Origin of the sequence: Rhizobium brockwellii (assembly GCF_000769405.2) — a bacterium.
GTDB lineage: Bacteria > Pseudomonadota > Alphaproteobacteria > Rhizobiales > Rhizobiaceae > Rhizobium > Rhizobium brockwellii.
Genome location: NZ_CP053439.1, coordinates 917627 through 940964, shown reverse-complemented (window position 1 = coordinate 940964; position 23338 = coordinate 917627). Strand labels below are relative to the sequence as shown.

The following is a 23338-nucleotide window of genomic DNA, read 5'->3' as shown; positions in this document are numbered from 1 at the left end:
GGCTCTGCTAGGTTTTTGGCGGTAGCGATTTCAATCGGCTCACCAGTTCATCCAAAACGGCGTCGACCGTTTTCGAAGCCGTATCGATGACGATTGCATCGTGCCATTCGTCATAGGCTCTTTCGGAAATCTCTTGCCATGTCGGCTTCACCAGACCTTCGACGTCGGTGAGGCGCGTTTCAGCACGCTTGCGATGCTCGACTTTATCCGAGCAAACAAACTCGACCTCCGCCGCTGTCACCCCGGCAGCCTGCGCGACCGAACGCCACGCTGACCTGGTTATTCGGAGCGGGTTGACGGAGTCGGCAATAACGGTTCTGCCGAGTGTCAGATTGTCTCCGGCGATACCGTAAGCCACGATATAGCCTGCAGGCCCGGCATCATCGGCAATTCCGGAGGCACGGATTGCCTGCTCGATGGTATCGACGCGCAAATGCACCGCATTCAACCGCTTAGCCAAAGCGCGGGCAATCGTCGTCTTTCCACTGCCAGGCAGACCACCGAAGATAATGAGCATCGTGACCTCGTCGTTTTTGGAGAGGCTCCACGAGAACGTCAGGGCAGCTCGCGGTCAGCGCAATACTTCACCATTGAGGCCTGGTTCGCAATTCCTTTGTCAGCACCGGGTTTTCACCACCGGCCTCAACGACGGTCCATTCGAGCGCCTCGTAGAATCCGACGGCGTCTCGCGCCGCAAAACCGCTGCACAGTTTTGCGCGCCATGCTTCTAGAACTCTTCCCAGTTGCCCTCGGTCGAAGCCGGTGCGGCTGAGGTGCCGAAGGCGGCTGCGAGCTTGCCGCCGAGTGCGCGGGCCGGCGACGGAGCGGGCCTGGCATGATCGGTGGCCGAGGCGGGCACCGGTCTGCGCGCCGCAAGCGTCGCCGCGACCGGGCGCGCCAGCGGCCTGGCAGTCGTCCGGGCGGCGGGGGCCGCCTTTGCCACCTGGCCGAGATTGAACTGCGCCAGACGCTCCGAAAGGGCAGACACCTCCGTTACCAGCGTGTGCGAGGCGGCGTTCGATTCCTCGACCATTGCGGCGTTCTTCTGGGTCGACTGGTCCATCTGGTTGACCGCCGTGTTGATCTCCAGAAGACCCGTCGATTGTTCACGGGCGGCCTGAACGACCGCCTGGACATTGCTGTTGATCTGCTGGACTTCGGCAACGATCGCCTGCAGCGCCTTGCCGGTCTGGCCGACGAGATCAACGCCACGCTTGACCTGGGCGCCGGACGAGGTGATCAGCGCCTTGATCTCCTTGGCGGCCGTCGCCGAGCGCTGCGCCAGTTCACGCACTTCCTGTGCGACGACGGCGAAGCCCTTGCCGGCCTCCCCTGCACGTGCTGCCTCAACGCCTGCATTGAGGGCCAGCAGGTTGGTCTGGAAGGCAATATCGTCGATCACGCCGATGATGTTGGAGATCGACTGCGAGGATTGCTCGATGCCGGTCATGGCGTCAACGGCATTGCGCACGATCTCTCCGGACTTTTCCGCACCTTCCTTGGTGCGGCTGACGAGCGTTCCCGCCTCCTCGGCGCGAAGGGTGGAGTCCTTGACCGAGGTGGTGATCTGCTCGAGTGCTGCGGCGGTCTCTTCAACGGAAGCGGCCTGCTGTTCGGTGCGGCGGGCGAGATCGTCGGCGCCGGAGCGGATTTCTTCCGAACCGGCCTGGATGACGGCAGCGTTTTCGGAGAAGGAAATCAGGGCTGCCTGCAGCTTTTCGACAGACGCATTGAAATCGACGCGGATTTCGTCAAGCGAGTCGGCAAACGGCTTTTCCAGCCGGATGGTCATGTCTCCATTGGAAAGGCTGGCCAGTCCGTTGCCGAGTTCGCTGACCGCAAACTTGATCGAATCCTCGCGGGCGGCATGGAGGACGGAACGTTCCTGCCGTTCGATCTCTTCGCGGGACCGGGAGGTTTCCGCATCGGCCTCGAGCCTGATCTTCTGGCGATTGCTTTCCAGCAGAATGGCGAGGGAGCGTGAGAGGTCGCCGATTTCGTCCTTGGCATTCTTGTCGCTCAATTGCACGTCGAACTGGCCATGGGCGATGCGATCGGTCTCGGCGATCACGCCCTCTATGCGCCGGATGAATTTGCGGGCGATGAGCCAGCCTGAAAGACCGAGCAGGAGTGCAGCGATGGCGGTGATCGCAACGGCGCTCCAGGCCATGTTGTTGAGCTGGGCAAAGACGGTGGATTTGGGCACCGAAACGATGGCGTACCAGTTCAGGTCATTCGTCAGCTTTACCGGATAGGCGACCGAGAAATAGCTCTGGCCGTCCGGGCCTGCGATCTCCTGCGCGACGCCGGGCTTGGCGATCAACTGATCCCAACCGGCAGTGAGATCACCGCCGTCCTTGATATTCTTGCCTGCGAGCTCGGCGGAGGGATGGCTGATGATGCTGCCGGCGCCGGTCACGAGGCTGAGATAGCCGGTCTCCATCGGGTGGACCGCCGAGATCGCCTTGTTGGCGTCGTCGAGCGAAATGTCCATGCCGGCGACGCCGAGCGCCTTGCCATCGACCATGATCGGCTTTGCGACCGAGGTCATCAGCACGTCCTTGCCGTCGACCGCGTAGACATAGGGTTCAATGACGACGATCTTTTTCTGGGTAAAGGGCAGCTGGTAGTAATCGCCGGCGCCCGACACGCCATAATCGACCAGCGGCGTGTGCTGGATCTTGTCGCCACTGCGGACCCAGTAAGGCACGTAGCGGCCGGTCGTGTCGTGGCCTTCCTTGCCGACGAAATCCTTGTCCTTGCCGTCAAAGGCATTCGGTTCCCAGCCGGTCCAAACACCGAGCGCCATCGGATTATCCTGCAGCATGTTCTTCAGCAGGTCGTCGGCAGCAGCACGATTGGCGTTTCCGCCGTCCTTCATCGTCGACAGCGACGTTTCCAGCGTGTTGACGATGCCGAGTGCCACGCCCATGGATTTCTCAACGTTGAGCGCATTGGTGGCGGCGATCTGGAGCATCTGATCGAGGCTCGATTTGCGCATATCGTTGTAGGCGATGTAAAAAAGAACGCCCGATGCAGCGATCGTGGCGATGACACCGCAGGCCGCCACGGAAAAAATGTTGCGTCCGGTAGCCGATTTGAACTGCATGCGCTTAACCTCCTCAAGCGGGCAGGTCGTCGATCGCGCACCGATCTATTCCGTCCCGGCTTCCCCAGACCGAGAACTGATTTCAGGACGTGGCTGCACGTCACGGAAATCGTTCGCAATTTGGAGAAAATACGGAGCGGCTGTTAATTTACGGTGTATTGCGCCACTTTTACTTATGGCAGGGCAGCCCGCAGCGCCTCTTTTAAGACGCGCAAATGCGGTGCTGCTGCCGTTGGCGAAACTGTCACATCAAGACGCTATAAGGATTTTTGCCCGGCGCCTCTTGCGTCGGCACTGTTTCACCGTCAAAATTGCGACATGCCTGACAGCGACCCATCCAGTACAAGCTCCGCCCCTTCCAACCGGGATCTCCCGGCCGAGGAAGCAGGCGACCATTGTAGACGGTGCGATGACCTCCACCTCGCCTCAGGCATATCAATGCTCCCGCACAGAGGGCTGCCTCCCAGTCCATTGCCGATGACGGGCGGCCGCGGCTCACTTCAGAGGAGCGGTCTGATGGAACCTGCACTGATGTCAACACGATGATGGAGAGACGACAGGCGACGCGTATATACGTATAAGAGCGTCCCTTCGAATGCCTCGCCGCTTCGCCTGGTGAATGCGGCACTACAACCTCAACGAATAGGGTCCCTGTGTTTCTGGAAATTGGAATTGTGGCGTTTCTCACCATCCTGAATGGTGTGCTCGCCATGTCGGAGCTGGCCGTTGTGTATTCTCGGACAGCTCGCCTAAAGGTTCTCTCCGACAATGGAAGCAAGGGTGCAGCTCAAGCGATCAAACTTGCCGAAAACCCCGGTCGTTTTCTCTCTACGGTGCAGATCGGCATCACGCTGGTCGGCGTTCTATCCGGCGCTTTCTCAGGCGCCACGCTCGGCGGCCGCCTGAGCGGATGGCTAGAAGCCCAGGGAATGTCATCGACGGCCGCTGATGCCATTGGCGTAGGTTCAGTCGTCGTGGCAATCACATATCTTTCGTTGATCGTCGGCGAACTTGTTCCAAAGCAGATCGCATTGCGGGAACCCGAAGCGGTTGCGGCCAAGGTCGCACCCGCTATGGCGGTCCTTTCAAAAATTGCGCTGCCACTCGTGTGGCTTCTGAACGCCTCCGGAAATCTTGTGCTCAAGCTCTTGGGCCAAACAGGAAAAGGTGGCGACAATGTCTCTGACGCAGAAATCAAAACTGTTCTGGCCGAGGCGCAGTCGGCTGGAGTGATCGAAAGCGAAGAGTCCGCGATGATTTCAGGTGTCATGCGGCTGGCGGATCGTACTGCCCGAGCGCTTATGACGCCCCGGCGGGACGTCGAAATTATTGATATCGACGACAGCCTTGATGAAATTCGGACCCAGTTGCACAGGACGAAGCGGTCGCGATTGCCCGTTCGAAAAGGCAGTTCGGACGAGGTGATCGGCATCCTTCCGGTCAAGGACTTCTACGACGCGATGTCCGAACACGGCAGTGCCGACATCAAGGCTCTGACGCAAGACGTCCCGGTGGTTTCAGACCTTTCAACTGCCATCAATGTGATTGAAGCCATCAGGAAATCGCCCGTTCACATGGTGCTGGTTTTCGACGAGTACGGCCACTTCGAGGGGGTTGTCTCGTCAGGTGACATTTTGGAAGCAATCATGGGGGCTCTGCAGGAGGGACCGGTCGATGAACAGGCCATCGCTCGTCGAGACGACGGCTCTTATCTCGTGTCGGGCTGGACGCCAATTGACGAGTTCGCTGAATTCTTAAACCTCAAGCTCGATGGCGACTTGGAATATCAGACTGTTGCCGGCCTGGTGTTGGAAGAGTTGAAACATCTGCCGGAATTGGGCGAGAGCTTCACGAGAGATGGATGGCGCTTCGAAGTCGTCGATCTCGACGGGAGGCGCGTGGACAAAATACTTGTGTCGGCTGAGTGAAGATCGGCGCGTGCCTTCGTCGCCGGCGACTTCGCCGATGAGATCGTCAATCTCGACGGCCGCAACATCGACAAGATCCGTATCCACCGCATGGACGATGTGACCTGACAGCAGGAGTGAACGCCATGGCATGGTCCGCCAACCAATATGTGAAATTCGAGGATGAGCGCACGCGACCGGCGCGCGACCTGTTGGCACAGGTGCCGCTGCAAAACCTTCGTCATGCCATCGATCTCGGCTGTGGCCCGGGCAATTCGACCGAGCTGATCATCGAGCGCTACGGGGCGCAGGGCGTCTCGGGCGTCGACAGCGACATGAACATGCTGGAGGCGGCGCGCAAGCGGCTTCCGGGCACTGCCTTCGTCGAGGCCGATCTCACCCGCTGGCAGCCGGACGAACCCGCCGACCTGCTGTTTGCCAATGCCGTCTTCCAATGGCTGCCCGATCATCTCGATATCTTCGACCGGCTGATGGACGGGCTTTCCGAAGGCGGCGTCCTGGCCGTGCAGATGCCCGATAATCTCGGCGAACCCTCGCATCTGGCGATGGAGGAGACCGCCCATGCCGGCCCGTGGAAATCCGCCTTCGAGGCGAAGAGCGTGCGCCGCAAGCCGCTGCCGCCGCCATCCACCTATTACAGCCGGCTGATCGCCAAAGCCGCGCGCGTCGATATCTGGCACACCGTCTACAATCACCCGATGGCGGATGCGGCTGATATCGTCGAATGGGTGAAGGGAACCGGGCTGATGCCCTATCTCGCCCATGCCGGCGAAGAGCATCGCGAGGCATTCTTGGCCGATTACCTGGAGCGGTTGGAAAAGGCCTATCCCAAGATGTCGGATGGGCGGGTGCTGCTGCGGTTTCCGAGAATTTTCATGGTGGCGGTGAAAGGCTGACGCTGACCCCCGCCAAGCAAGGCGACGCGAGCTCGGGCGCCCCGGATGGTGTCAAATGCCTGTTATCCCTCGCCCGCATGGTGCTTGCGGCGAGACCGGCGCGCAGTATAGTCGGCCGGAAAATCCAAGGAGATGACACATGGACGCTGCCCCTACCCCGCCGGTCACCCTCGTCATCTTCGGCGCCACGGGAGACCTGACGCGCCGCCTGCTGGTGCCGGCGATCATCAATCTGACGCGCAGCCGCCTCGTCGGCGAGGATCTCCACATTCTCGGCATCGGCATCGAACCGGGTGACGACGAATTCCTACGCGGGCGGCTCGACCAATTCCTCAGCCATCTGAGCGGCGAAGAGCCGATGGTGAAGGACGAGGCCTGGGAAAGCCTGCGCCGGCGAATTTCCTATACGTCCGGGGATTTCACCAAGGACGATATTTTCGTCGAGATCGGCAAGAGGCTGGGGCCGCATGCGAATGCCGCCTTCTATCTCGCGGTGCCACCCTCCTTCTTCGGCACGATCGTCGAGAAGCTCGCCGCCCACGGGCTGACCGATGAAAGCGACGGCGTCTTCCGCCGCGTCGCCATCGAAAAGCCGTTCGGCACCGATCTCGCTTCGGCGCAGGCGCTCAATGCGCAGATTCTCGCGCAGGTCGGGGAGAGCCAAGTCTACCGGCTCGACCATTTCCTCGGCAAGGAAACCGTGCAGAACCTGATGACGGCGCGTTTCGCCAACATGATGATCGAATCTTTGTGGAACAGCCGCTACATCGACCATGTGCAGATCACCGCCGCCGAGATCGTCGATGTCGGCAGCCGCGGCAAATTCTACGATGCGACCGGCGCCCTGCGCGACATGGTGCCGAACCATCTCTTTCAACTGCTGGCGATGATCGCCATGGAGCCGCCGAACAGCTTCGATGCCGAAGCGATCCGCAACGAGAAGAGCAAGGTGCTGAAGGCGCTGCGCATCTATACGCCGGAAGAGGCCAAGTCGCATGGCGTGCGCGGCGCCTATGGCGCTGGCCCGCTCAACGGTGCTGAGCTTCCGGCCTATCGCGATACCAAGGACGTCTCGCCCGACAGCAGGACCGAGACCTTCGTGGCGCTGAAGCTCTATGCCGATACCTGGCGCTGGGCCGGCGTGCCGTTCTATCTCAGGACGGGCAAGGCGCTGACGGCGCGCGACACCGAGATCGTCATCACCTTCCAGCCCGTTCCCTTCGCGCAGTTTCGCGAGACCGACGTCAAGCGCCGCCTGCCGCCGAACCGGCTGGTGATCCAGGTGCAGCCCGACGAGGGCATGAGCATGGAAATCTCGATCAAATCGCCGGGGCTTTCGGTCGATACCGTGCCGGTGTCACTCGATTTCCGCTATGCCGACAAATTCGATATTGCCAAGACGACCGGCTATGAATCGCTGCTCTACGATCTCTTCATCGGCGACCAGACGCTGTTCCAGCGCGCCGACGGCATCGAGGCCGGATGGGCGGCGGTGCAGCCCTTCCTCGATATCTGGGCCAAGGATGAGAGCGTGCCTGACGCTTACGCGCCGGGCAGCATGGGACCGATCTGCGCCGACGAACTGATACAGCGCGACAGACGGGAGTGGCATGAACTCGGCGTTATACTACATAAGGACGGCAAATAGCCGGCCCTGCTTTCTACATCGGGACTATCCCTGTCAGCGGCAGGCATCGGTTAGCGTACCGTCGCGCTCGGCGATGCGGTACTGACGCGTTCCGGGCCGCGGGCAGGTGGTCCGATCGGACGTAATTACGACGGTGATATCGCCGGTTTCGACTGGATCGAGCGGAATCATGAGCCCGCCATTGGATTCCGCCCCCGGCACCGTGCCGGGTGGCATGCCGCCGAAGCGGCCGCTAGAGTCCATATCTGCAAGCGCCTGGGAGAAGGCCGGAGCGGCGAAGCCGAGGAGAATGATCGAGGCTGCTGCAAGAAACATACGCATGATGCTATTCCCTATGGTTTCAGCGATGCGACAGAAACAGCAGAACGACCTCATTGTTCCCCCAGAGGCGGGGGCGGACGATCAAAGTTTGGCGATCGGAATGTGGCGCCTCAGAGCGGGCAATCTCCGGCTCAATCGCGCCAGCGCGACAGCAGCCTGTCGAGACCTGTCGGATAGAGATCGATGCCGACGTCCCGCAGGCTGTCGCGACCGAACCAGCGCGCGGTCGCCGCCGTCTCGTCGAGCTCGGAATAGTGGATTTCGTCGCGCTCATAGAGCGATGCATCGGCCAATTCGATATCGGCGGCGAAGATGAATTCGTGACCGGTCGCGCCATGATGCTCGTAGATGTTTTCAAGCAGATGCCAGGGGCCGACGATGCGGATATCGGTCTCGAGTTCCTCCCTGAATTCACGGTGTAAGGCTTCTTCGCGGCTCTCGCCGAATTCAATGGCGCCGCCAAGCGGGCGAACGCCCTTGATGCGGCCGCTGTCATCCTCCACTTCGGCTGCGAGCAGCCGGTCTTTCCGCCAGGCAAGACCGATCACCTTCACCCTGATCTGCTGCGATGGGCGCCAGACGGTCATCTGCTCTCCTTCCATCCATTGGGCAGCCGTTAATTAGCGGGCGGAGGCTGCAAGGCAAGGCGATCAGGGCCACCGCGGCCGGATACCGCCGATCACCAGACGATCGGAGGAGTAGCGACCTGTTTAACGTCAAAAATTGACATCTATTGCCATAACGGTGTGACAGCTTCATATTGACGACAAGGAAAGGAAAACCATGCCCAACGTTGCGCTCGGGAACCACTACGAAGAATTTGTCCGGAAGCAGCTGGAGTCCGGCCGGTACAATAATGCCAGCGAGGTTGTCCGTGCAGGTCTGCGACTCCTGGAGGATCATGAGGCGGCCCGCGAGCGCTGGCTCAATGAAGAAATTCCGGCGCGCTACGACGACCTGGTGAACAAGCCGGGCCTCGGCATCCCGGCCGAGGCAGTGCGCGCCCGCTTTGAAACCAAGCGCCGGAATGACGCGGCGAAAGCCAAGTAGGGCATGGCCTACCGCATTATCTACCATCCGAAGGCAGAAGCCGAACTCGACAAGCTCTATGCCGATATCGCCGTTGAGGCGGGAACCGGCATCGCCGGCGACTTCGTTCACGCAGTGATCACTTTCATCGAGGCCCTGGAGACGTTCCCGGAACGGGGCACGGTGCGGGAAGGCGGATTCCCGGCCTCCGGATCATCGGCTATCGGCGCAGCGTCAGCGTGGCGTTCTCAGTGAGCGGCAATAACGTCATCATATTGGGCGTGTTTGCGCGTGGGCGTGATATCACCGACGAACTCCTCGAAGAGCGACAACGGTGAGCAGACAGGCGAGCCCCTTCCAAATGAACGGCAGGTACGGCTCCCTCAGGTTCAGCTTGCCCTTCCGCCGCCTGGCCACCTCTTCAAGCGGGACCAGGGCAAAATATGATGAGCTTCGCGGCGACGCCGCGAAGGCTCTTTCTCGTCGCCGCTCAGACGAACTGGCTGAGGCCTGGGACGGAAGCGACGACCTCGTCGACGACCTCCTCGCCGGCATATTGCTTGGCGATCGCGATGGTTTCCTTGGCAAGCGAGGTGATTTCGCCCATGCCGAGGCCTTCGCCCATCAGTTGCTGGCCGAGCCCCATGATGCCGCCACCGCCGAGCGAACTCATCAGCCCGCCGAGCAGACCGCCGCCGCCGGCGCCTGCGCCATTGAACTGGGCAACGAGATCGGGGCCGCCTGGGATCGCTTCGATCATCTTGGCAACCGGGCCATCGGCGGCCTCGCGCTGCAGGAAGCCGAGCATCATGCCGAGCGCCTTTTCGGCCAGATCAGGCGCAATACCCACGCGATCGGCGATCTGGGTCACAATTTCATTCATCGTCAGCCTCCTGTTTTTTGACGTTAACGTCAACGTTAATCGAGATTCAACCGTAACTCAAGCCGGCCTCTCCCCGGGCCGCACTTTGTCCGGTTTTGCTTTCAATGCAAACAGTTGTCCGCATGCGCATGCCTGCTTATAACAGGGAAACGATGGTTCGATGAAGGCGGCAGAAACACGCCTTCTCATACAAATGGCGGCAGAGCCCCAAGGGAGCATTCCGAATGATCGAGGAAGGCAAGATTTTCATCGGCGCGAGCCGCAATCCCGATGACAGCATCAACAAGCCGGAATATCTCGACCTGAAGTTCGGCAATCGCCACGGCCTCGTCACCGGCGCAACCGGCACCGGCAAAACGGTGACGCTGCAGGTGCTGGCCGAAGGTTTCTCCCGGGCCGGCGTTCCGGTGTTTGCGGCCGACATCAAGGGCGACCTTTCCGGCATCGCCGCCAAGGGCGAGCCCAAGGATTTCCTGACGAAGCGCGCCGAGCAGATCGGCTTCACCGACTATGAATTCGACCAGTTTCCGGTGATTTTCTGGGATCTGTTCGGCGAGAAGGGCCACCGGGTGCGCACCACCATCGCCGAGATGGGACCGCTGCTGCTCGCCCGCCTGATGGATGCCTCCGAACCGCAGGAAGGCGTTATCAACATCGCCTTCAAGATCGCCGACCAGGGCGGTCTGCCGCTGCTCGACCTCAAGGATTTCAGCTCGCTGCTGAACTATATGGGCGAGAACGCCAGCCAACTTTCCAACCAGTACGGGCTGATCTCCAAGGCCTCGGTCGGCTCGATCCAGCGGGCGCTGCTCGTTCTCGAACAGCAGGGTGCGGAGCATTTCTTCGGCGAACCGGCGCTGAAGATTTCCGACATCATGCGCACCAGCAATAATGGCTACGGCCAGATCTCGGTGCTAGCTGCCGACAAGCTGATGATGAACCCGCGGCTTTACGCCACCTTCCTGCTCTGGCTGCTTTCCGAGCTCTTCGAGGAACTGCCCGAGGTGGGCGACCCCGACAAGCCGAAGCTCGTCTTCTTCTTCGACGAGGCGCATCTGCTCTTCAACGACGCGCCGAAGGTGCTGACCGAACGTGTCGAGCAGGTGGTGCGGCTGATCCGTTCCAAGGGCGTCGGTGTCTATTTCGTGACGCAGAACCCGCTCGACGTGCCGGAAACGGTGCTCGCCCAGCTCGGCAACCGGGCGCAGCACGCGCTTCGCGCCTATTCGCCACGCGAGCAGAAGGCGGTGCGGACGGCGGCCGATACTTTCCGTGCGAATCCGGCCTTCGATTGCGCCACCGTCATAACCAATCTCGGCACCGGCGAGGCGCTGGTCTCGACGCTTGAGGCCAAGGGCGCGCCTTCGATCGTCGAGCGCACGCTGGTCCGCCCACCCTCCGGCCGCGTCGGCCCGGTGACGGATGACGAGCGCCGTCAGATCATGGACAGGAGCCCGGTTCTCGGCATCTATGACGAGGATATCGACCGCGAATCCGCCTTCGAACTTCTGGCGGCACGGGCGAAGAAGGCGGCCGATGCCGACGCCGCCAAGCGAGCCCAGGAAGAAGCACCACAGCAACAGGGCAACACGACATCCGGCTGGAGCCTCCCGGGCTTCGGCGGCGGCAATGACGACGACAACCAGGGCCGCGGCCAATCGCGCGGCCGGACTTCCGGCTATCAGCGCGAAACGGTAGTGGAAGCGGCAATGAAGAGCGTGGCGCGCACGGTGGCGACCCAAGTCGGCCGGGCGCTGGTGCGCGGGATCTTGGGGAGCTTGAAGCGGTAGGGCTGAGTGTCTTCTCCGCTTTAGGTATATCGTCGGTGGCGCGTCGTGCAGCCCCTCATCCGCCTGCCGGCACCGACCGGGGTCGAGCCACGTGTCTCGACCCTTCCTTCGGACCCCCGCTCGCGGGGCGAAGGGGACAAGCCGCGACCTCTCCGTTCCCCACCAACCTCTCGCAGGGCACGTCCCCTCTCCCGTTTTTACGGGGAGAGGGCTAGGGTGAGCGCAATCTCAGGATGAAGCCCGCCGAGAAAAACGGCGCGGAAAGTCGGCTGTTTTGCTTGAACCTTCAGCCTTTATTCCCTAAATTCCCTGCCATCGACAATTTCAACAGGATGTGTGCCGCAATGGATTTCAACCCGATCGCAACGCCAGTTCGCCTTGCCAACGGGGACATCCATATCCATGCCTGCATCCATCACCCTCTCCCAAATTTCATGGTCCGCGCCTGACGGGCGGCCGCTTTTTTCCAATCTCGACCTGAGTTTCGGGGCTGAGCGTACCGGTCTCGTCGGGCGCAATGGCGTCGGCAAGACGACGCTGCTCAAACTCGTCGCCGGTGAGATCCAGCCGCATTCTGGGACAGTATCCGTCGGCGGCAGCCTCGGCGTGCTGCGGCAGAGTGTTCAGGTGGCGCCTGAGGAAACGATCGCCGATCTCTTCGGCGTGACCGGTGCGCTTGCTATTCTTCGCCGCGCCGAAGCCGGCGAGGCAACGGCCGACGAGCTGGCATCCGCGGACTGGAGGCTAGAGGCGCGCATTGCCGCAGCGCTCAATCGGACGGGGCTCGACGCACTGCCGGAGACGCCGCTTGCTGTGCTCTCCGGCGGGCAGCGCACCCGTGCCGGGCTTGCGGCGCTTGTTTTCACCGAACCGGACTTTCTGCTGCTCGACGAACCGACCAACAATCTCGATCGCGAAGGCCGCGAGGCGGTGATCGCGCTGATGTCAGGCTGGCGGGCCGGCGCCATCATCGTCAGCCATGACCGGGAACTGCTCGAAAGCGTCGATGCGATCGTCGAACTGACGTCGCTCGGTGCCACGCGCTACGGCGGCAACTGGAGCCATTATCGCGAGCGCAAGGCCCTCGAGCTCGCGGCGGCACGGCATGATCTCACTGAAGCCGAAAAACGCATGGCCGAGGTGGCGAGGAAGGCGCAGGCGACGGTGGAGCGTCAGGCGCAACGGGACAGCACTGGACGGAAGATGGCGGCCAAGGGCGGCATACCGCGCATCATGCTCGGCGGCATGAAGGAGCGGAGCGAAACGACGGGTGGCGACAATGCCCGCCTCGCCGAACGCCGGCGCGCCCAGGCACTGGACGAGGCAAGGGCGGCGCGCGAGAAGATCGAGATCCTCCAGCCCTTGTCGGTCACCCTGCCGCCAACCGGGCTGCCGACCAGCAAGACCGTGCTGAAAATGGATGGCGTGACATCGGGCTATCAGCCGGGTGATCCCGTCATCCGCAATCTTTCCTTCGACGTGACGGGACCGGAGCGTATCGCCGTCACCGGCAGCAACGGCTCGGGCAAGACGACGTTGCTGGCGCTTATTACCGGCGAGTTGAAATCCTGGGCCGGCACGGTCAACGTCCTGACCGACCTCTCGATGCTCGATCAGAAGGTCAGCCTGCTCGATCCGTCGGCCTCGATCCGCGATAATTTTCGCCGGATCAATCCGCAGGCCGATGAAAATACCTGCCGGGCCGCCCTTGCCCGCTTTATGTTTAGAGCCGATGCCGCGCTGCAGACCGTATCGACGCTGAGCGGCGGGCAATTGCTGCGGGCGGGCCTTGCCTGCGTGCTCGGCTCGGCGCCGCCGCCGCTGTTGATCCTCGACGAGCCGACCAACCATCTCGACATCGAATCGATATCAGCGGTCGAGGCAGGACTGCGCGCCTATGACGGCGCGCTGCTTGTCGTCAGCCACGACGAAACGTTCCTCAGGAGTATCGGGATCACGCGGCGGTTGGAACTGTCGCCAGCCGACCCGGAATAATTCCGGCTCATGCCTGCTGCCGGCCTCCAACGCGACGGTTCCGGCAGACGGCGACGATCAACGCGGTGACGCAGATCAGGAGTTCAAGAGCGAAGGTCCAATGCAACATGAAACTCACGACCCAATTGCCGTAGGTCGCCGGCACCGTCGTCAGCTCGAATTTCGACCAATCGAATGGCGCGAGCCAAAGCATCGGCGCAGCGACGGTATCCATAACCATGTGAAGCATGACGGCTGCGAAAAAGACGGCGGCCGTTGGAAGCCAGTCCGGCGCCAGTCGACCGATCGCCGGCAGGGCCGTGGCGGCGAAGCCGAGCCAAAAAAGCGGCCAGTGGGAGACATAGTCGTGATGGTCGACTTTACCGCCGGTCAGGAAGAAATAGACCATGTCGAAATCCGGCAATACGCTGCCGATCAAGGCTGCGGTCATGATGCCGGGTGCGGCGGACCGCTGCCGCGCGGCGCTCCCGAGAAGGTAGCCTGCCGGCAAATGGGCAATGAGCATGCGTCTTATTCTCCCGGTCGGTCCCGAAGAATCCCCTATGCGCGGTTTATGGCTAGAATCGGCACAGGTCCGGCTCCCTTGCCTCTTTTCGCGGGCAATGTTATTGGAATCCCGCAACCTTTCGAGAAAGGAGGATCACGCAATGCAATATTATTTTCGACATCATCGCCAGCGTGGTCCCGTCAACGCCCTGCAAATGCGTTTGCAGGGCTGACCAGAGACCGTTTCTCGACATCTCTTCCTGGTCTGCCCTTCGTGGCCAATGTGGCGCCGTAGATGACAGCGCGCATTCCTCTCATTTCCCGGGCCCGAACCGCGCAATCCCGTGATGGCTGAACGCCCCGGATCGTGCGACCACCCGGTCAAGACCAGAGAACGATCATGACACTTATCAATATCCGCAATCTCGGCGTGACGCTGGGCAATCCGTTGTTTTCCAAGCTCAATCTCGTCGTCAATGGCGGCGACCGCATCGGTCTCGTCGCAGCCAATGGGCGGGGGAAATCGACGCTGCTTGCCTGCATCACCGGCGCGCTGGAGCCGAGCGAGGGCGAGATCACCAAAGCGCGCGGGCTGACCGTCGGCCATGTCGCGCAGAATGTGCCGCCTGCCCTGTTCGACATGCCATTCTACGATGCGGTGCTGCAGGCGCTGCCGGCCGACCAGGCCGAAAGCGAAAGCTGGCGGGTCGACGTGGTGCTGGAATCGCTCGACATGCCGGAGGCCATGCGGAGCCGGCCGCTGAAGCAGTTGAGCGGTGGCTGGCAGCGACTTGCCATGCTTGCCCGCACCTGGGTGAGCGAGCCCGACGTGCTTCTGCTCGACGAGCCGACCAACCATCTCGATCTCGAAAAGATCGCTCAGTTGGAGAGCTGGCTGAATGCGCTGCCGCGCGACGTGCCGGTTATCCTGTCTAGCCACGACCGCGCCTTCCTCGATGCGACGACCAACCGGACGCTGTTCCTGCGGCCGGAGCAATCGCCGGTCTTCGCCCTGCCCTACACCCGGGCGCGCGCCGCCCTCGACGAGGCCGACGCTTCCGAAGCCCGGCGCTATGAGCGCGACATGAAGGTGGCGGAGCAACTGCGCAAGCAGGCGGCGAAGCTCAACAATATCGGCATCAACTCCGGCAGCGATCTGCTCGTCGTCAAGACAAAGCAGCTCAGGCAGCGGGCGGGGAAGCTGGAGGATGCGGCAAAACCGGCGCATCTGGAGCGCTCGGCCGGCGCCATCCGGCTTACCAATCGCGGCACGCATGCCAAGGTGCTGATGACGCTGGAGGATGCGGCAGTGACGACGCCGGATGGAACGCTGCTGTTTAAGACCGGCCGGCAATTCATCTGCCAGGGTGACCGCATCGTGCTGCTCGGCCTCAACGGCGCCGGCAAGTCGCGGCTGGTGTCGATGCTGAAACAGGCGATCGAAAGACCGGAGACGGCGTGGGACAGCATCAAGGCGACGCCGTCGCTGGTACTCGGCTATGGCGACCAGGCGCTTGCCGATCTTGCCGACACCGACACGCCGATCGGCACGATCATCCGCCGCTTCGATGTCGGCGACCAGCGGGCACGGGGCTTGCTCGCCGGCGCCGGCATGACGATCGACATGCAGGCAAAACCGATCGGCCAACTGTCCGGCGGCCAGAAAGCGCGGCTCGGCATGCTGGTGCTGCGGCTTGCGGAACCGAACTTCTACCTGCTCGACGAACCGACCAACCATCTCGACATCGAGGGACAGGAGGCGCTGGAGGGCGAGTTGATGGCGCACGAGGCGAGCTGCCTGCTGGTCTCGCATGACCGCAGTTTCGTGCGGGCGGTGGGAAACCGGTTCTGGCTGATCGAGAGGAAGCGGCTGGTGGAGGCCGAGAGCCCGGAGGGGTTCTTTGCTTCGGTGGGATCAGGCGTGTGATGGGTGGCGCGGCGTGCCGCGCCGCCCCATCCTTCGCGAGGGTTCGCAACAAATCTCAATGTTAAAAGACACTCCGCAACGTCGGCGCGGGGCATGGTTTCTTGAGAGCCGGGCGATGTCGCAATCGCCCTCTCGGCTTTTCTTCCCATGAACATGAGGCATCTCCATGCATATCAGATTAGTCGCCTGCGCCGTCCTGGCCCTTTCGGTTGCCGTTCCGGCCGTTGCCGCCGATCTCACCTATGAAACGCCGGCAGCACCGTCCGCCGGGCAGGTATCTTCAGCCTATGACTGGTCCGGCTTCTATCTCGGCGCCCAGGGCGGATATTCCTGGAGCCAGGCAAAGATCCTCGGCTCGGATCAGGATATAGACAGCGGCATGTCAGGCCTGCATGCCGGCTATAATTTCCAATCCGGAAATATCGTCTACGGCATCGAGAACGACTTTAATTACAACTTCGAGAAAAATGACAATGCGAGCCTCGAATGGGATGCTTCCGGCCGAGCTCGGGTAGGTTACGCTTGGGATCGAACCCTGTTCTTTGCAACGGCAGGCGTGGCAGCCGGCGGCGGCAAGGTCGACATTCCGGCCGCTGGAAAGAAGGACGGCATCCTGATCGGCTGGACGGCCGGCGGCGGCATCGAACACGCGGTCACCGACAATATCCTGGTGCGCGGCGAGTATCGCCATTCCGATTTCGGCAACAAGGATTTCGGCTCGACCATCGGCGATGTCGGCGCAATGCAAGACAAGGTCCTCTTCGGGACCAGCTACAAGTTCTGACGGAAAGGCAGGGCGGCAGCCGTATGAGGAGCCTGCCGCACGCTGCCGCGTCCAAACCTACCGCTTCGGTGCGACCAGGCAGAAGAAGGCGCCTTGCGGGTCGGTGGCCTGGATGATCCAGCTGCCACCGGGGACTTCCATCGGGCCGTGGACCACCTTGCCGCCGCCTGAGGTGACGCGTTCGATCGCGGCATCGAGGGTCGGCACGATGAAATAGTAGCTCCAGAACGGCATCTGGATGTTTTCCGGCTTGGTCATCATGCCGCCGATCTGCTTGCCGTTATGAGAGAAGAGATAGTAGACGCCCATCGGGCCCATGTCGAAATCGCTATCCTTCTTCCAGCCGAACAGCTTGGAATAGAAGGCCACCGCCTCTTCGCCATTGCCGGCGTAAAGCTCCCGCCAGCCGATATTGCCAGGCGCGTCGACGGCCAGTTCCGGCATGGGATTCTCCATCGGAGCCGGCGTCATAATGCAGAGCACAGCGCCATGCCGATCGGCGACGACGGCGAAACGGCCGATGGTCGGAATGTCTTCCGGCGGACGGCGGACCGAACCGCCATTGGCGGCGAAATCCTTTGCCGACTGATCGACGTCGTCGACATCGACATAACCCGTCCAGTTCGGCGGAATGCCCTTACCCTCGAGTTCGGCCGGAAATTCCATCAGGCCGGCGACGCCGATGCCGTTCGCCTGGAAGATCGTATAGGCGGGCATGCCCTCCACCTTCATCTCGGAGGTCGTCCAGCCGACGACCGAGCTGTAGAATTTCGCCGCAGCTGATGTGTCGGGGGTCATCAACTCGCACCAGATGAACTTTCCATGCGTCTCGGACATCATACTCTCCCTTTTTCGGCACCCCGTTTCGAGGCCTCTTCGGAGGCTTGGAGCGACGTGATTGTCAGATCTTGCGGGCGTAATGTGCTTCCATGAACTGCTTCCAGGAACCGTCAGGCTGCTTGGCGCTGGAGGTGAAGGTGCGGTGATCGGCGTCGGTGAAGATGATCTGCTCGCGGTAATCGGCAAGCCCCTCGCTGTTGAAGTCGGGACCTGTGGTATAGAGGTCCAGCACACTGCCTGACGCGTCGAGCTCGCCCTCATAGACCCACATATAATCCATCATGCTGCCGATCCAGCTGCCGACGTATTTGCCTTTTGCGGCGTTGTAGCCGAGCGTCAGGATGCTGGTGGCCTCTTTGCCATCAGGCATGCGGCCGGTCCCTTCGGCGACGAACCAGATGCCGTGCAGTGAGCGGACGGTTTCCGTCCAGGGCTCGCTATCCGTCATGTCGGGTGCGGTGACGGTCCAGTCGCCGATCAGTCTTTCCAGGAAGGAAAGTTCCTTCAGCACTTCAGCGGTCTTCATCGTCCTCTTCTCCCTTGAGCGCTGCTGGAGTTTGTCAGTGACAGCAGGATGGCGCCTTCGGTGCCTCCTCATATTCGTCGTGGCGGCGCACGAAATTCATCGTGCTGTCCTCGTTGCGGCCCTTCGGCGCGCGGTCGAGGATCATCAGCGTGCCGATCAGTTCTTCCGGCCCGCGGGCATAACTCGAATAGGTATGGAAGATCTCGCCCTTCTCATTCCGGTAGAAAGCGCTCAGCCCCGGCAGCTCGTCATTGGCATCGGCCGGCTTAATAGGAGTGAAATTGTAAAAGACCTTGTCTTTGGCAAGGTCCCCAGGGCTGAAGGAGACGTGATAATCGAAATTGAAATCGCTGCCGAAGGATGAAACCCAGGGAAATTGCCAGCCCATGCGCTGTTTATAGGCGGCGATCTTGTCGAGCGGCGCGCGTGAAACGGCGACCCAGGTGACGTCGTGATGGTTCAAATGCGGCAGGGCGCCATCGACATGATCCGATAGGAAGGAGCAGCCGGTGCAGCCGGCATCCCAATCCGGGCCGAGCATGAAATGATAGATCAGCAGTTGGCTGCGGCCGTCGAAGAGATCGGCGAGCGACTTCCTGCCCTCCGGCGTTTCGAAGACATAATTCTTGCCGACATTCACCCAGGGCAGCGCCAAACGGGCGGCGTTGACACTGTCGCGCAACCGCGTCGCCTCCTTCTCCTTTGCCAGCAGGGCACGACGGGCTTCGAGCCACTCTTCGCGGGACACAACTTCATTCTGCATGGAGTGCGCCCTCCTCCGGCGCTTGCCGGTGAAGCCGGCTCATCTCCTTCTCCTTGACTAAATACATTGATATCAATAGAAATGAAGCATGTCAAATTCGATCGAGATTCCCTTTTCCACGACGCTGATGGTGCGAGACACCTGCCTCTGCCTGCATGTGCAGCGGGCAGCACGCGCGCTTGCCCGGCTGTTCGACGATGCGCTGAGGCCGGCCGGCCTGACCAACGGACAGTTTTCGCTGATGATGTCGCTGAACCGGCCTGAGCCACCGCCAATGGGGCCGGTCGCAGCCCTGCTCGCCATGGACCAGACGACGCTGACGGCGGCGCTGAAGCTGCTGCAGCGCAAGGGCTGGGTGAAAGTGATGGAGAACCCGAGGGACAGGCGCGGCCGGCTGCTGAGCCTCACCGTCGAAGGCAAGGCGGTATTGGCGAGAGCGCTGCCGATCTGGGAAAGCACGCATGCGATGATCGACGGAAAGCTGCCGGATGGCAGCGTCGCAAGGCTGCGGCAGGATCTGCAGGCGCTGTCATGAATGATGGCAGAAACGCCAAAGCCGGCCGGATAGTACCCTACCCGGACGGCCGATGGCGGCAGCCGATACGGCCACCAAGTTTTTAAAATCGATCAGGCGACGGTGACCGGGACCTCGGTCGAGGTGCGCATGGCGTGGCTATAGGGGCAGACGATGTGGGCTGCGGCTGCGAGCTTTTCAGCGGTTTCGCGGTCGAGACCCGGAATGTTGACCGTCAGCGCCACTTCGATGCCGAAGCCGCCGCCATCTTCACGCGGGCCGATGCCGACTTTGGCGGAGACTGTCGTGTCCTCGGGAATCTTGACCTTCTGCTGGCCCGCAACAAATTTCAATGCACCGAGGAAGCAGGCGGAGTAGCCGGCAGCGAAAAGCTGTTCGGGATTGGTGCCGGTCGCGCCGTCACCACCGAGTTCCTTGGGAACTGTCAGCGTCACGTCCAGAACGCCGTTTTCGGAAACGGCGCGGCCTGCGCGGCCGCCGGTGGCAGAGGCTTTGGTCGTATAGAGAATAGGCATGACGATCTCCTTTGGTTGGCCCTTCGATCGGGTTGGATTTTTACTATCGCACAATTAAATTGTACGCAAGTGAATTTTGCAAATTGCATTTCGGATTCGAAAAGAGGACAATCGGGCTTCAGGGATAATAGATATGAAAGCGCAAACGACGAAGACGATGGAGATACCGCAAGAGGAGAAGCGGCTGGAAAAGCAGTTGTGCTTCGCGGTCTACGCGACAGCGCATGCTTTCACCCGCGCCTACAAGCCGATCCTCGACAGGGTCGGCCTGACCTATCCGCAATATCTGGTGATGCTGGTGCTGTGGGAACGCGGCGAATTGCCGGTGAAGACGATCGGCGAGCAGCTGGATCTCGATTCCGGCACGCTGTCGCCGCTGTTGAAACGGCTGGAACAGAGCGGGCTGCTCAAGCGCATCCGCGACCTGCGCGACGAACGGCAGGTGATCGTGTCGCTGACCCCGCAAGGTCAGGCTATGAAGGGGGAGATCGATACGATCATGACGGCGATCGGGCAAGCCGCAGGCTGCACGCTTGAGGAAATGGCCGAGATGCGCGACATGCTGCATCGGCTACGGGGCAACCTCGGGCGGGCCGGCACGGGCGGCTGAACGCATTCACCCGGTAGAGCCGGCACCCGGTAGAGCCGGCACCCGGTAGAGCCGGCGTGTGCGCCGTGAGATCAGGGCTGCGACTTAGCCGGCGACCGGCGCTTCTTTGCAGGCGCCGCCTTAGGTTCGGCCTCGGCCTCCTGCTGCAAACGCAGCGCCTTCAGCTTCTCCGTCTTTTTGTCGCGGGCCGATGCCTCGGCGGCAATAATGGCGCGCGCCGTGTGATCGGTCGCTTCCGCCTTGTCGCGAGACGAAAGCTTGGCGGGATTGAAGAATTCTCCCTTGGTGGCGGTCATGTGCCCCTTTCCCAGGTGATGGCGGCGTTACTGCATAGTTCCTCAAATCGAAATCGGTTCAAGGAATTATGCTGAAATTCAAAGTGTTACAGCCTCCATTGCGCGCCTGGAAAAGACGCGCGGCGCTGTAAGCCATGGCTCCACGGCAGAAACCATGATTCACGGCTGAACCGTGATTCCACGGTAGGCCCGCGATTCCACGGTTGGCCGTGATGCCACAGCCGGGATTAGCGGGTGGGGCGGAGAACCTTCTTCGGTGCCGGCAGCAGACCTTCGCGCTGCAGCTTCTTGCGGGCGAGCTTGCGCTGGCGGCGAATGGCCTCAGCCTTTTCGCGGGCGCGCTTCTCAGACGGCTTCTCAAAGGCGCTGCGCGCCTTCATTTCCCGGAAGAGGCCTTCCCGCTGCATCTTTTTCTTGAGCACGCGGAGCGCCTGATCGACATTGTTATCTCTGACGAGTACCTGCAAAACGATATCCTTCCTGTCGCGGCGGCCGCCGCACTGTCTAAAATAAAAACGCGGGACTACTTCCCGATTTTGATGCTCGTAAACTTCAGCCAGGGCTCGGCGCCGTCGGACTTGGCTGCCGCCTCGGGGGAAGCCCTCGACGGAGATTCACCGGTATCGATGTCGGCCTCAGTGATGCGGCGCTCGAAATTCTCTGCGTCGAACTGGACGCGATATTGCACATGCCCATGGTCGTTGGGCAGGATGCTGGAGATCCGGCACCGCTTATCGGCTTTCGCCGTGCGGGTGAGGCCCGATTTCAGCACAATCATGTCGCCGACTTTATAGTTTGGTCTGCCCATTTCAGCGTCCCTTCGACTCTTCGGCTGCTCAATCGGTCCATCAGAACGACCGGGGGTCATTCAGGAACGACCGGGCATTCCGCAAAAGCCTGCGATCAAAGCAAAAAGGCCGGGCTGGTACCCGACCTCTTCCAGTCACTCAGCCCGCCGCCGGTATCGGTAGCTCGCTGCCAGTACATCCGTGGTCAGCTTGCTGCCAGCACATGGCCAGCCCGCTGCCATATTCATGGTCAGCAGAGGCGAATGACAAATCATGCGGCCTGAAGGTTGTCAGCCGAATTCTTGCCGGACTTCTTGTCGCGGACGAGATCGTAGCGGATCTTCTGACCTTCAACGAGTTCGCGCATTCCGGCGCGTTCAACCGCTGAGATATGGACAAAAACGTCCGTAGAACCATCATCAGGCTGAATGAACCCAAAACCCTTGGTGCCATTGAACCACTTGACGACGCCTGAATTCATAACGATCTCCTTTTCAACCGTTTGTGTTCGCCTGCGGAAAAGATATCCGACAAGCCGTATCGATGTTGAGAGGATATCTGACGGAGCGCTCAAGCGCGTGGACAAAGGTCGCAAGCAATTCGATACGCACCATGTAGGATATTTACCGAATTAAGCAATGGTATTTCGGAAAATAATTCTCTCGAAGGGGCAAAATGAAGCTCTTGCCCCCGCGAAAAGCACCCTTTTTCCCCGGGGCAAAGCATCTGCTTGCCCGGGATAGGATCAATCCGAGGCGGCCGGATTGCGGCCGCCGCGGGGACGATTACTGCCAGACGACGATGGGCGCCTTTGTCGGCACGCGGTCGTAGAGATCGATGATGTCCTGGTTCATCAACCGCACGCAGCCCGACGAGACGGCCTTGCCGATCGAGCGCCAGTCGGGATTGCCGTGCAGGCGGTAGAGCGTGTCCTCTCCGTTCGAGAAGATATAGAGCGCGCGAGCGCCGAGCGGGTTCTTCAGACCCGGCTCCATGCCGCCGTTCTCGATCGAATATTTGACGAGTTCGGGCTGGCGGGCGACCATCTCGTTCGGCGGCTTCCAGCGCGGCCATCTCTGACGCCACTGGATGACGCCCGACCCCTGCCAGGCGAAACCCTCGCGGCCGATGCCGACGCCGTAACGCATCGCCATGCCGTCGCCCTGGACGAGATAGAGGAAGCGCGACGGCGTATCGACGACAATGGTGCCGGGGGGCTGACCGGTGGGATCAACGACGCGCTGGCGATAATAGCGCGGATCGATCTGCTCGTAGGGAACGGCTGGAATGAGAAAGCCGCCGTCTTCGATGGGGCCATACATGACGGCAAGCTCAGCCCCACTCGGCACGCTCGACGCGCCCGGGGACTGGAACAGGCGCATGGGCGAACGGTAGGTGATCGTCGTATCGCCTGATGTCACGGTGTTGGCTGAGGAGGCGCAGCCGGCGAGCGCGGAGGCTGCGGTCAACGCCGAAAAGGAAAGAAAGCTGCGGCGGGAAAGATGTCTATCGAAGCTCATGACGCGGGACTGATTTCCTCTGATGCGGGAAGCCGGACGAGACGTCCGGATAAACCGGTGATTCGTCCAATGCCGATAACAACATCAAAAGATCTATCGGCTTGCGCCAAATAAACCATAGCTTCACGCAGACGTGTCCAGCCCGGAGC

General features: G+C 61.2%; 25 protein-coding genes and 1 pseudogene. 11 read left to right on the top strand and 15 right to left on the bottom strand.

Annotation, left to right across the window (positions count from 1 at the left end):
* Window positions 1-7 precede the first annotated feature (7 nt).
* Entirely contained in the window at window positions 8-517 is a 510-nt protein-coding gene (locus RLCC275e_RS04795; RefSeq protein ID WP_033180608.1) for a P-loop nucleotide/nucleoside kinase family protein, read from the bottom strand.
* 210 nt (window positions 518-727) lie between these two features.
* Window positions 728-3109, bottom strand: coding sequence for a methyl-accepting chemotaxis protein (locus RLCC275e_RS04790; protein WP_130749476.1), 2382 nt, complete (start codon window positions 3107-3109; stop codon window positions 728-730).
* Between the two features lie 653 nt (window positions 3110-3762).
* Between RLCC275e_RS04790 and RLCC275e_RS04785 the strand changes: the two genes are divergently transcribed.
* The 3 genes from RLCC275e_RS04785 to zwf all read left to right on the top strand — a co-directional run bounded on the left by RLCC275e_RS04785 (window position 3763) and on the right by zwf (window position 7581).
* A complete protein-coding gene (locus RLCC275e_RS04785; protein ID WP_033182947.1) occupies window positions 3763-5037 on the top strand; it encodes a hemolysin family protein in 1275 nt (424 codons plus the stop codon).
* Between the two features lie 125 nt (window positions 5038-5162).
* Window positions 5163-5933, top strand: a complete 771-nt coding sequence (tam, locus tag RLCC275e_RS04780) for a trans-aconitate 2-methyltransferase (RefSeq protein WP_033182946.1) — start codon at window positions 5163-5165, stop codon at window positions 5931-5933.
* A 139-nt stretch (window positions 5934-6072) separates the two neighbouring features.
* Window positions 6073-7581, top strand: coding sequence for a glucose-6-phosphate dehydrogenase (zwf, locus tag RLCC275e_RS04775; protein ID WP_033182945.1), 1509 nt, complete (start codon window positions 6073-6075; stop codon window positions 7579-7581).
* Between the two features lie 33 nt (window positions 7582-7614).
* On the opposite strand, the gene RLCC275e_RS04770 is transcribed toward zwf, so the two are convergent.
* On the bottom strand, window positions 7615-7956 hold the full coding sequence (locus tag RLCC275e_RS04770) for a hypothetical protein (RefSeq protein WP_082229826.1): 342 nt from the start codon (window positions 7954-7956) through the stop codon (window positions 7615-7617).
* A gap of 77 nt (window positions 7957-8033) precedes the next feature.
* Window positions 8034-8489, bottom strand: coding sequence for an NUDIX hydrolase (locus RLCC275e_RS04765; RefSeq protein ID WP_033182943.1), 456 nt, complete (start codon window positions 8487-8489; stop codon window positions 8034-8036).
* Window positions 8490-8685: 196 nt separating this feature from the next.
* Between RLCC275e_RS04765 and RLCC275e_RS04760 the strand changes: the two genes are divergently transcribed.
* Window positions 8686-8952 carry a type II toxin-antitoxin system ParD family antitoxin gene (locus tag RLCC275e_RS04760; RefSeq protein WP_033182942.1) on the top strand — a complete coding sequence of 89 codons (267 nt, stop codon included), beginning with the start codon at window positions 8686-8688 and terminating at the stop codon, window positions 8950-8952.
* Between the two features lie 3 nt (window positions 8953-8955).
* A pseudogene (locus tag RLCC275e_RS04755) lies at window positions 8956-9269 on the top strand (type II toxin-antitoxin system RelE/ParE family toxin).
* A gap of 152 nt (window positions 9270-9421) precedes the next feature.
* Here RLCC275e_RS04755 and RLCC275e_RS04750 read toward each other — a convergent pair.
* Window positions 9422-9814 carry a hypothetical protein gene (locus RLCC275e_RS04750; protein ID WP_003557677.1) on the bottom strand — a complete coding sequence of 131 codons (393 nt, stop codon included), beginning with the start codon at window positions 9812-9814 and terminating at the stop codon, window positions 9422-9424.
* A 224-nt stretch (window positions 9815-10038) separates the two neighbouring features.
* Here RLCC275e_RS04750 and RLCC275e_RS04745 point away from each other — a divergent pair, with 224 nt between their 5' ends.
* Together RLCC275e_RS04745 and RLCC275e_RS04740 are read left to right on the top strand one after the other, a co-directional pair.
* Window positions 10039-11604 (top strand): helicase HerA-like C-terminal domain-containing protein, encoded by a 1566-nt coding sequence (locus RLCC275e_RS04745; RefSeq protein WP_033182941.1) that lies wholly within the window; start codon window positions 10039-10041, stop codon window positions 11602-11604.
* Window positions 11605-12006: 402 nt separating this feature from the next.
* The gene (locus tag RLCC275e_RS04740; protein ID WP_033182940.1) at window positions 12007-13599 is read left to right on the top strand and encodes an ABC-F family ATP-binding cassette domain-containing protein; all 1593 of its coding nucleotides are present in this window, start codon (window positions 12007-12009) and stop codon (window positions 13597-13599) included.
* Between the two features lie 7 nt (window positions 13600-13606).
* Here RLCC275e_RS04740 and RLCC275e_RS04735 read toward each other — a convergent pair whose 3' ends face one another.
* A complete protein-coding gene (locus RLCC275e_RS04735) occupies window positions 13607-14104 on the bottom strand; it encodes a metal-dependent hydrolase (RefSeq protein WP_033182939.1) in 498 nt (165 codons plus the stop codon).
* 381 nt (window positions 14105-14485) lie between these two features.
* Between RLCC275e_RS04735 and RLCC275e_RS04730 the strand changes: the two genes are divergently transcribed.
* Window positions 14486-16012 (top strand): ABC-F family ATP-binding cassette domain-containing protein, encoded by a 1527-nt coding sequence (locus RLCC275e_RS04730; RefSeq protein WP_033182938.1) that lies wholly within the window; start codon window positions 14486-14488, stop codon window positions 16010-16012.
* Window positions 16013-16178: 166 nt separating this feature from the next.
* Window positions 16179-16796, top strand: coding sequence for an outer membrane protein (locus RLCC275e_RS04725; RefSeq protein WP_033182937.1), 618 nt, complete (start codon window positions 16179-16181; stop codon window positions 16794-16796).
* 57 nt (window positions 16797-16853) lie between these two features.
* Here the strand turns inward: RLCC275e_RS04725 and RLCC275e_RS04720 are convergent, their stop codons facing one another.
* The 3 genes from RLCC275e_RS04720 to RLCC275e_RS04710 form a co-directional block, all read right to left on the bottom strand.
* A complete protein-coding gene (locus tag RLCC275e_RS04720) occupies window positions 16854-17633 on the bottom strand; it encodes a VOC family protein (RefSeq protein ID WP_003557664.1) in 780 nt (259 codons plus the stop codon).
* Window positions 17634-17697: 64 nt separating this feature from the next.
* Window positions 17698-18162: a DUF1579 domain-containing protein gene (locus RLCC275e_RS04715; RefSeq protein ID WP_033182936.1), complete on the bottom strand. Its 465-nt coding sequence runs from the start codon at window positions 18160-18162 to the stop codon at window positions 17698-17700.
* Window positions 18163-18196: 34 nt separating this feature from the next.
* The gene (locus RLCC275e_RS04710) at window positions 18197-18925 is read right to left on the bottom strand and encodes a DUF899 domain-containing protein (RefSeq protein ID WP_033182935.1); all 729 of its coding nucleotides are present in this window, start codon (window positions 18923-18925) and stop codon (window positions 18197-18199) included.
* A gap of 88 nt (window positions 18926-19013) precedes the next feature.
* Between RLCC275e_RS04710 and RLCC275e_RS04705 the strand changes: the two genes are divergently transcribed.
* On the top strand, window positions 19014-19460 hold the full coding sequence (locus RLCC275e_RS04705) for a MarR family winged helix-turn-helix transcriptional regulator (protein WP_033182934.1): 447 nt from the start codon (window positions 19014-19016) through the stop codon (window positions 19458-19460).
* Between the two features lie 92 nt (window positions 19461-19552).
* Here RLCC275e_RS04705 and RLCC275e_RS04700 read toward each other — a convergent pair whose 3' ends face one another.
* Entirely contained in the window at window positions 19553-19975 is a 423-nt protein-coding gene (locus RLCC275e_RS04700) for an organic hydroperoxide resistance protein (RefSeq protein WP_003546481.1), read from the bottom strand.
* 124 nt (window positions 19976-20099) lie between these two features.
* On the opposite strand from RLCC275e_RS04700, the gene RLCC275e_RS04695 reads away from it, so the two are divergent.
* A complete protein-coding gene (locus tag RLCC275e_RS04695) occupies window positions 20100-20585 on the top strand; it encodes a MarR family winged helix-turn-helix transcriptional regulator (RefSeq protein WP_033182967.1) in 486 nt (161 codons plus the stop codon).
* A gap of 71 nt (window positions 20586-20656) precedes the next feature.
* Here RLCC275e_RS04695 and RLCC275e_RS04690 read toward each other — a convergent pair whose 3' ends face one another.
* From RLCC275e_RS04690 to RLCC275e_RS04670, 5 genes are all read right to left on the bottom strand, one after another.
* Window positions 20657-20881, bottom strand: coding sequence for a hypothetical protein (locus tag RLCC275e_RS04690; RefSeq protein WP_003557654.1), 225 nt, complete (start codon window positions 20879-20881; stop codon window positions 20657-20659).
* 227 nt (window positions 20882-21108) lie between these two features.
* Window positions 21109-21348: a 30S ribosomal protein S21 gene (rpsU, locus tag RLCC275e_RS04685; protein WP_003546477.1), complete on the bottom strand. Its 240-nt coding sequence runs from the start codon at window positions 21346-21348 to the stop codon at window positions 21109-21111.
* Window positions 21349-21404: 56 nt separating this feature from the next.
* The gene (locus tag RLCC275e_RS04680) at window positions 21405-21689 is read right to left on the bottom strand and encodes a hypothetical protein (protein ID WP_033182933.1); all 285 of its coding nucleotides are present in this window, start codon (window positions 21687-21689) and stop codon (window positions 21405-21407) included.
* Window positions 21690-21940: 251 nt separating this feature from the next.
* The gene (locus RLCC275e_RS04675) at window positions 21941-22150 is read right to left on the bottom strand and encodes a cold-shock protein (protein ID WP_003546468.1); all 210 of its coding nucleotides are present in this window, start codon (window positions 22148-22150) and stop codon (window positions 21941-21943) included.
* 304 nt (window positions 22151-22454) lie between these two features.
* Complete coding sequence (locus tag RLCC275e_RS04670; protein ID WP_003557650.1) at window positions 22455-23189, bottom strand: L,D-transpeptidase; 735 nt, start codon at window positions 23187-23189, stop codon at window positions 22455-22457.
* Window positions 23190-23338 lie beyond the last annotated feature (149 nt).

Bases quoted from the DNA above. Each gene is read 5' to 3' on its own strand.
- RLCC275e_RS04770 (WP_082229826.1), bottom strand. From the start codon at position 7,956: ATGAGGTCGTTCTGCTGTTTCTGTCGCATCGCTGAAACCATAGGGAAT.
- RLCC275e_RS04700 (WP_003546481.1), bottom strand. From the start codon at position 19,975: ATGCCTATTCTCTATACGACCAAAGCCTCTGCCACCGGCGGCCGCGCA.
- RLCC275e_RS04765 (WP_033182943.1), bottom strand. From the start codon at position 8,489: ATGACCGTCTGGCGCCCATCGCAGCAGATCAGGGTGAAGGTGATCGGT.
- RLCC275e_RS04790 (WP_130749476.1), bottom strand. From the start codon at position 3,109: ATGCAGTTCAAATCGGCTACCGGACGCAACATTTTTTCCGTGGCGGCC.
- RLCC275e_RS04760 (WP_033182942.1), top strand. From the start codon at position 8,686: ATGCCCAACGTTGCGCTCGGGAACCACTACGAAGAATTTGTCCGGAAG.
- RLCC275e_RS04730 (WP_033182938.1), top strand. From the start codon at position 14,486: ATGACACTTATCAATATCCGCAATCTCGGCGTGACGCTGGGCAATCCG.
- RLCC275e_RS04720 (WP_003557664.1), bottom strand. From the start codon at position 17,633: ATGTCCGAGACGCATGGAAAGTTCATCTGGTGCGAGTTGATGACCCCC.
- tam (WP_033182946.1), top strand. From the start codon at position 5,163: ATGGCATGGTCCGCCAACCAATATGTGAAATTCGAGGATGAGCGCACG.
- RLCC275e_RS04735 (WP_033182939.1), bottom strand. From the start codon at position 14,104: ATGCTCATTGCCCATTTGCCGGCAGGCTACCTTCTCGGGAGCGCCGCG.
- RLCC275e_RS04715 (WP_033182936.1), bottom strand. From the start codon at position 18,162: ATGAAGACCGCTGAAGTGCTGAAGGAACTTTCCTTCCTGGAAAGACTG.
- RLCC275e_RS04710 (WP_033182935.1), bottom strand. From the start codon at position 18,925: ATGCAGAATGAAGTTGTGTCCCGCGAAGAGTGGCTCGAAGCCCGTCGT.
- RLCC275e_RS04740 (WP_033182940.1), top strand. From the start codon at position 12,007: ATGCCTGCATCCATCACCCTCTCCCAAATTTCATGGTCCGCGCCTGAC.
- RLCC275e_RS04745 (WP_033182941.1), top strand. From the start codon at position 10,039: ATGATCGAGGAAGGCAAGATTTTCATCGGCGCGAGCCGCAATCCCGAT.
- RLCC275e_RS04705 (WP_033182934.1), top strand. From the start codon at position 19,014: ATGTCAAATTCGATCGAGATTCCCTTTTCCACGACGCTGATGGTGCGA.
- RLCC275e_RS04725 (WP_033182937.1), top strand. From the start codon at position 16,179: ATGCATATCAGATTAGTCGCCTGCGCCGTCCTGGCCCTTTCGGTTGCC.
- zwf (WP_033182945.1), top strand. From the start codon at position 6,073: ATGGACGCTGCCCCTACCCCGCCGGTCACCCTCGTCATCTTCGGCGCC.
- RLCC275e_RS04690 (WP_003557654.1), bottom strand. From the start codon at position 20,881: ATGACCGCCACCAAGGGAGAATTCTTCAATCCCGCCAAGCTTTCGTCT.
- RLCC275e_RS04750 (WP_003557677.1), bottom strand. From the start codon at position 9,814: ATGAATGAAATTGTGACCCAGATCGCCGATCGCGTGGGTATTGCGCCT.
- RLCC275e_RS04795 (WP_033180608.1), bottom strand. From the start codon at position 517: ATGCTCATTATCTTCGGTGGTCTGCCTGGCAGTGGAAAGACGACGATT.
- RLCC275e_RS04670 (WP_003557650.1), bottom strand. From the start codon at position 23,189: ATGAGCTTCGATAGACATCTTTCCCGCCGCAGCTTTCTTTCCTTTTCG.
- RLCC275e_RS04680 (WP_033182933.1), bottom strand. From the start codon at position 21,689: ATGGGCAGACCAAACTATAAAGTCGGCGACATGATTGTGCTGAAATCG.
- RLCC275e_RS04675 (WP_003546468.1), bottom strand. From the start codon at position 22,150: ATGAATTCAGGCGTCGTCAAGTGGTTCAATGGCACCAAGGGTTTTGGG.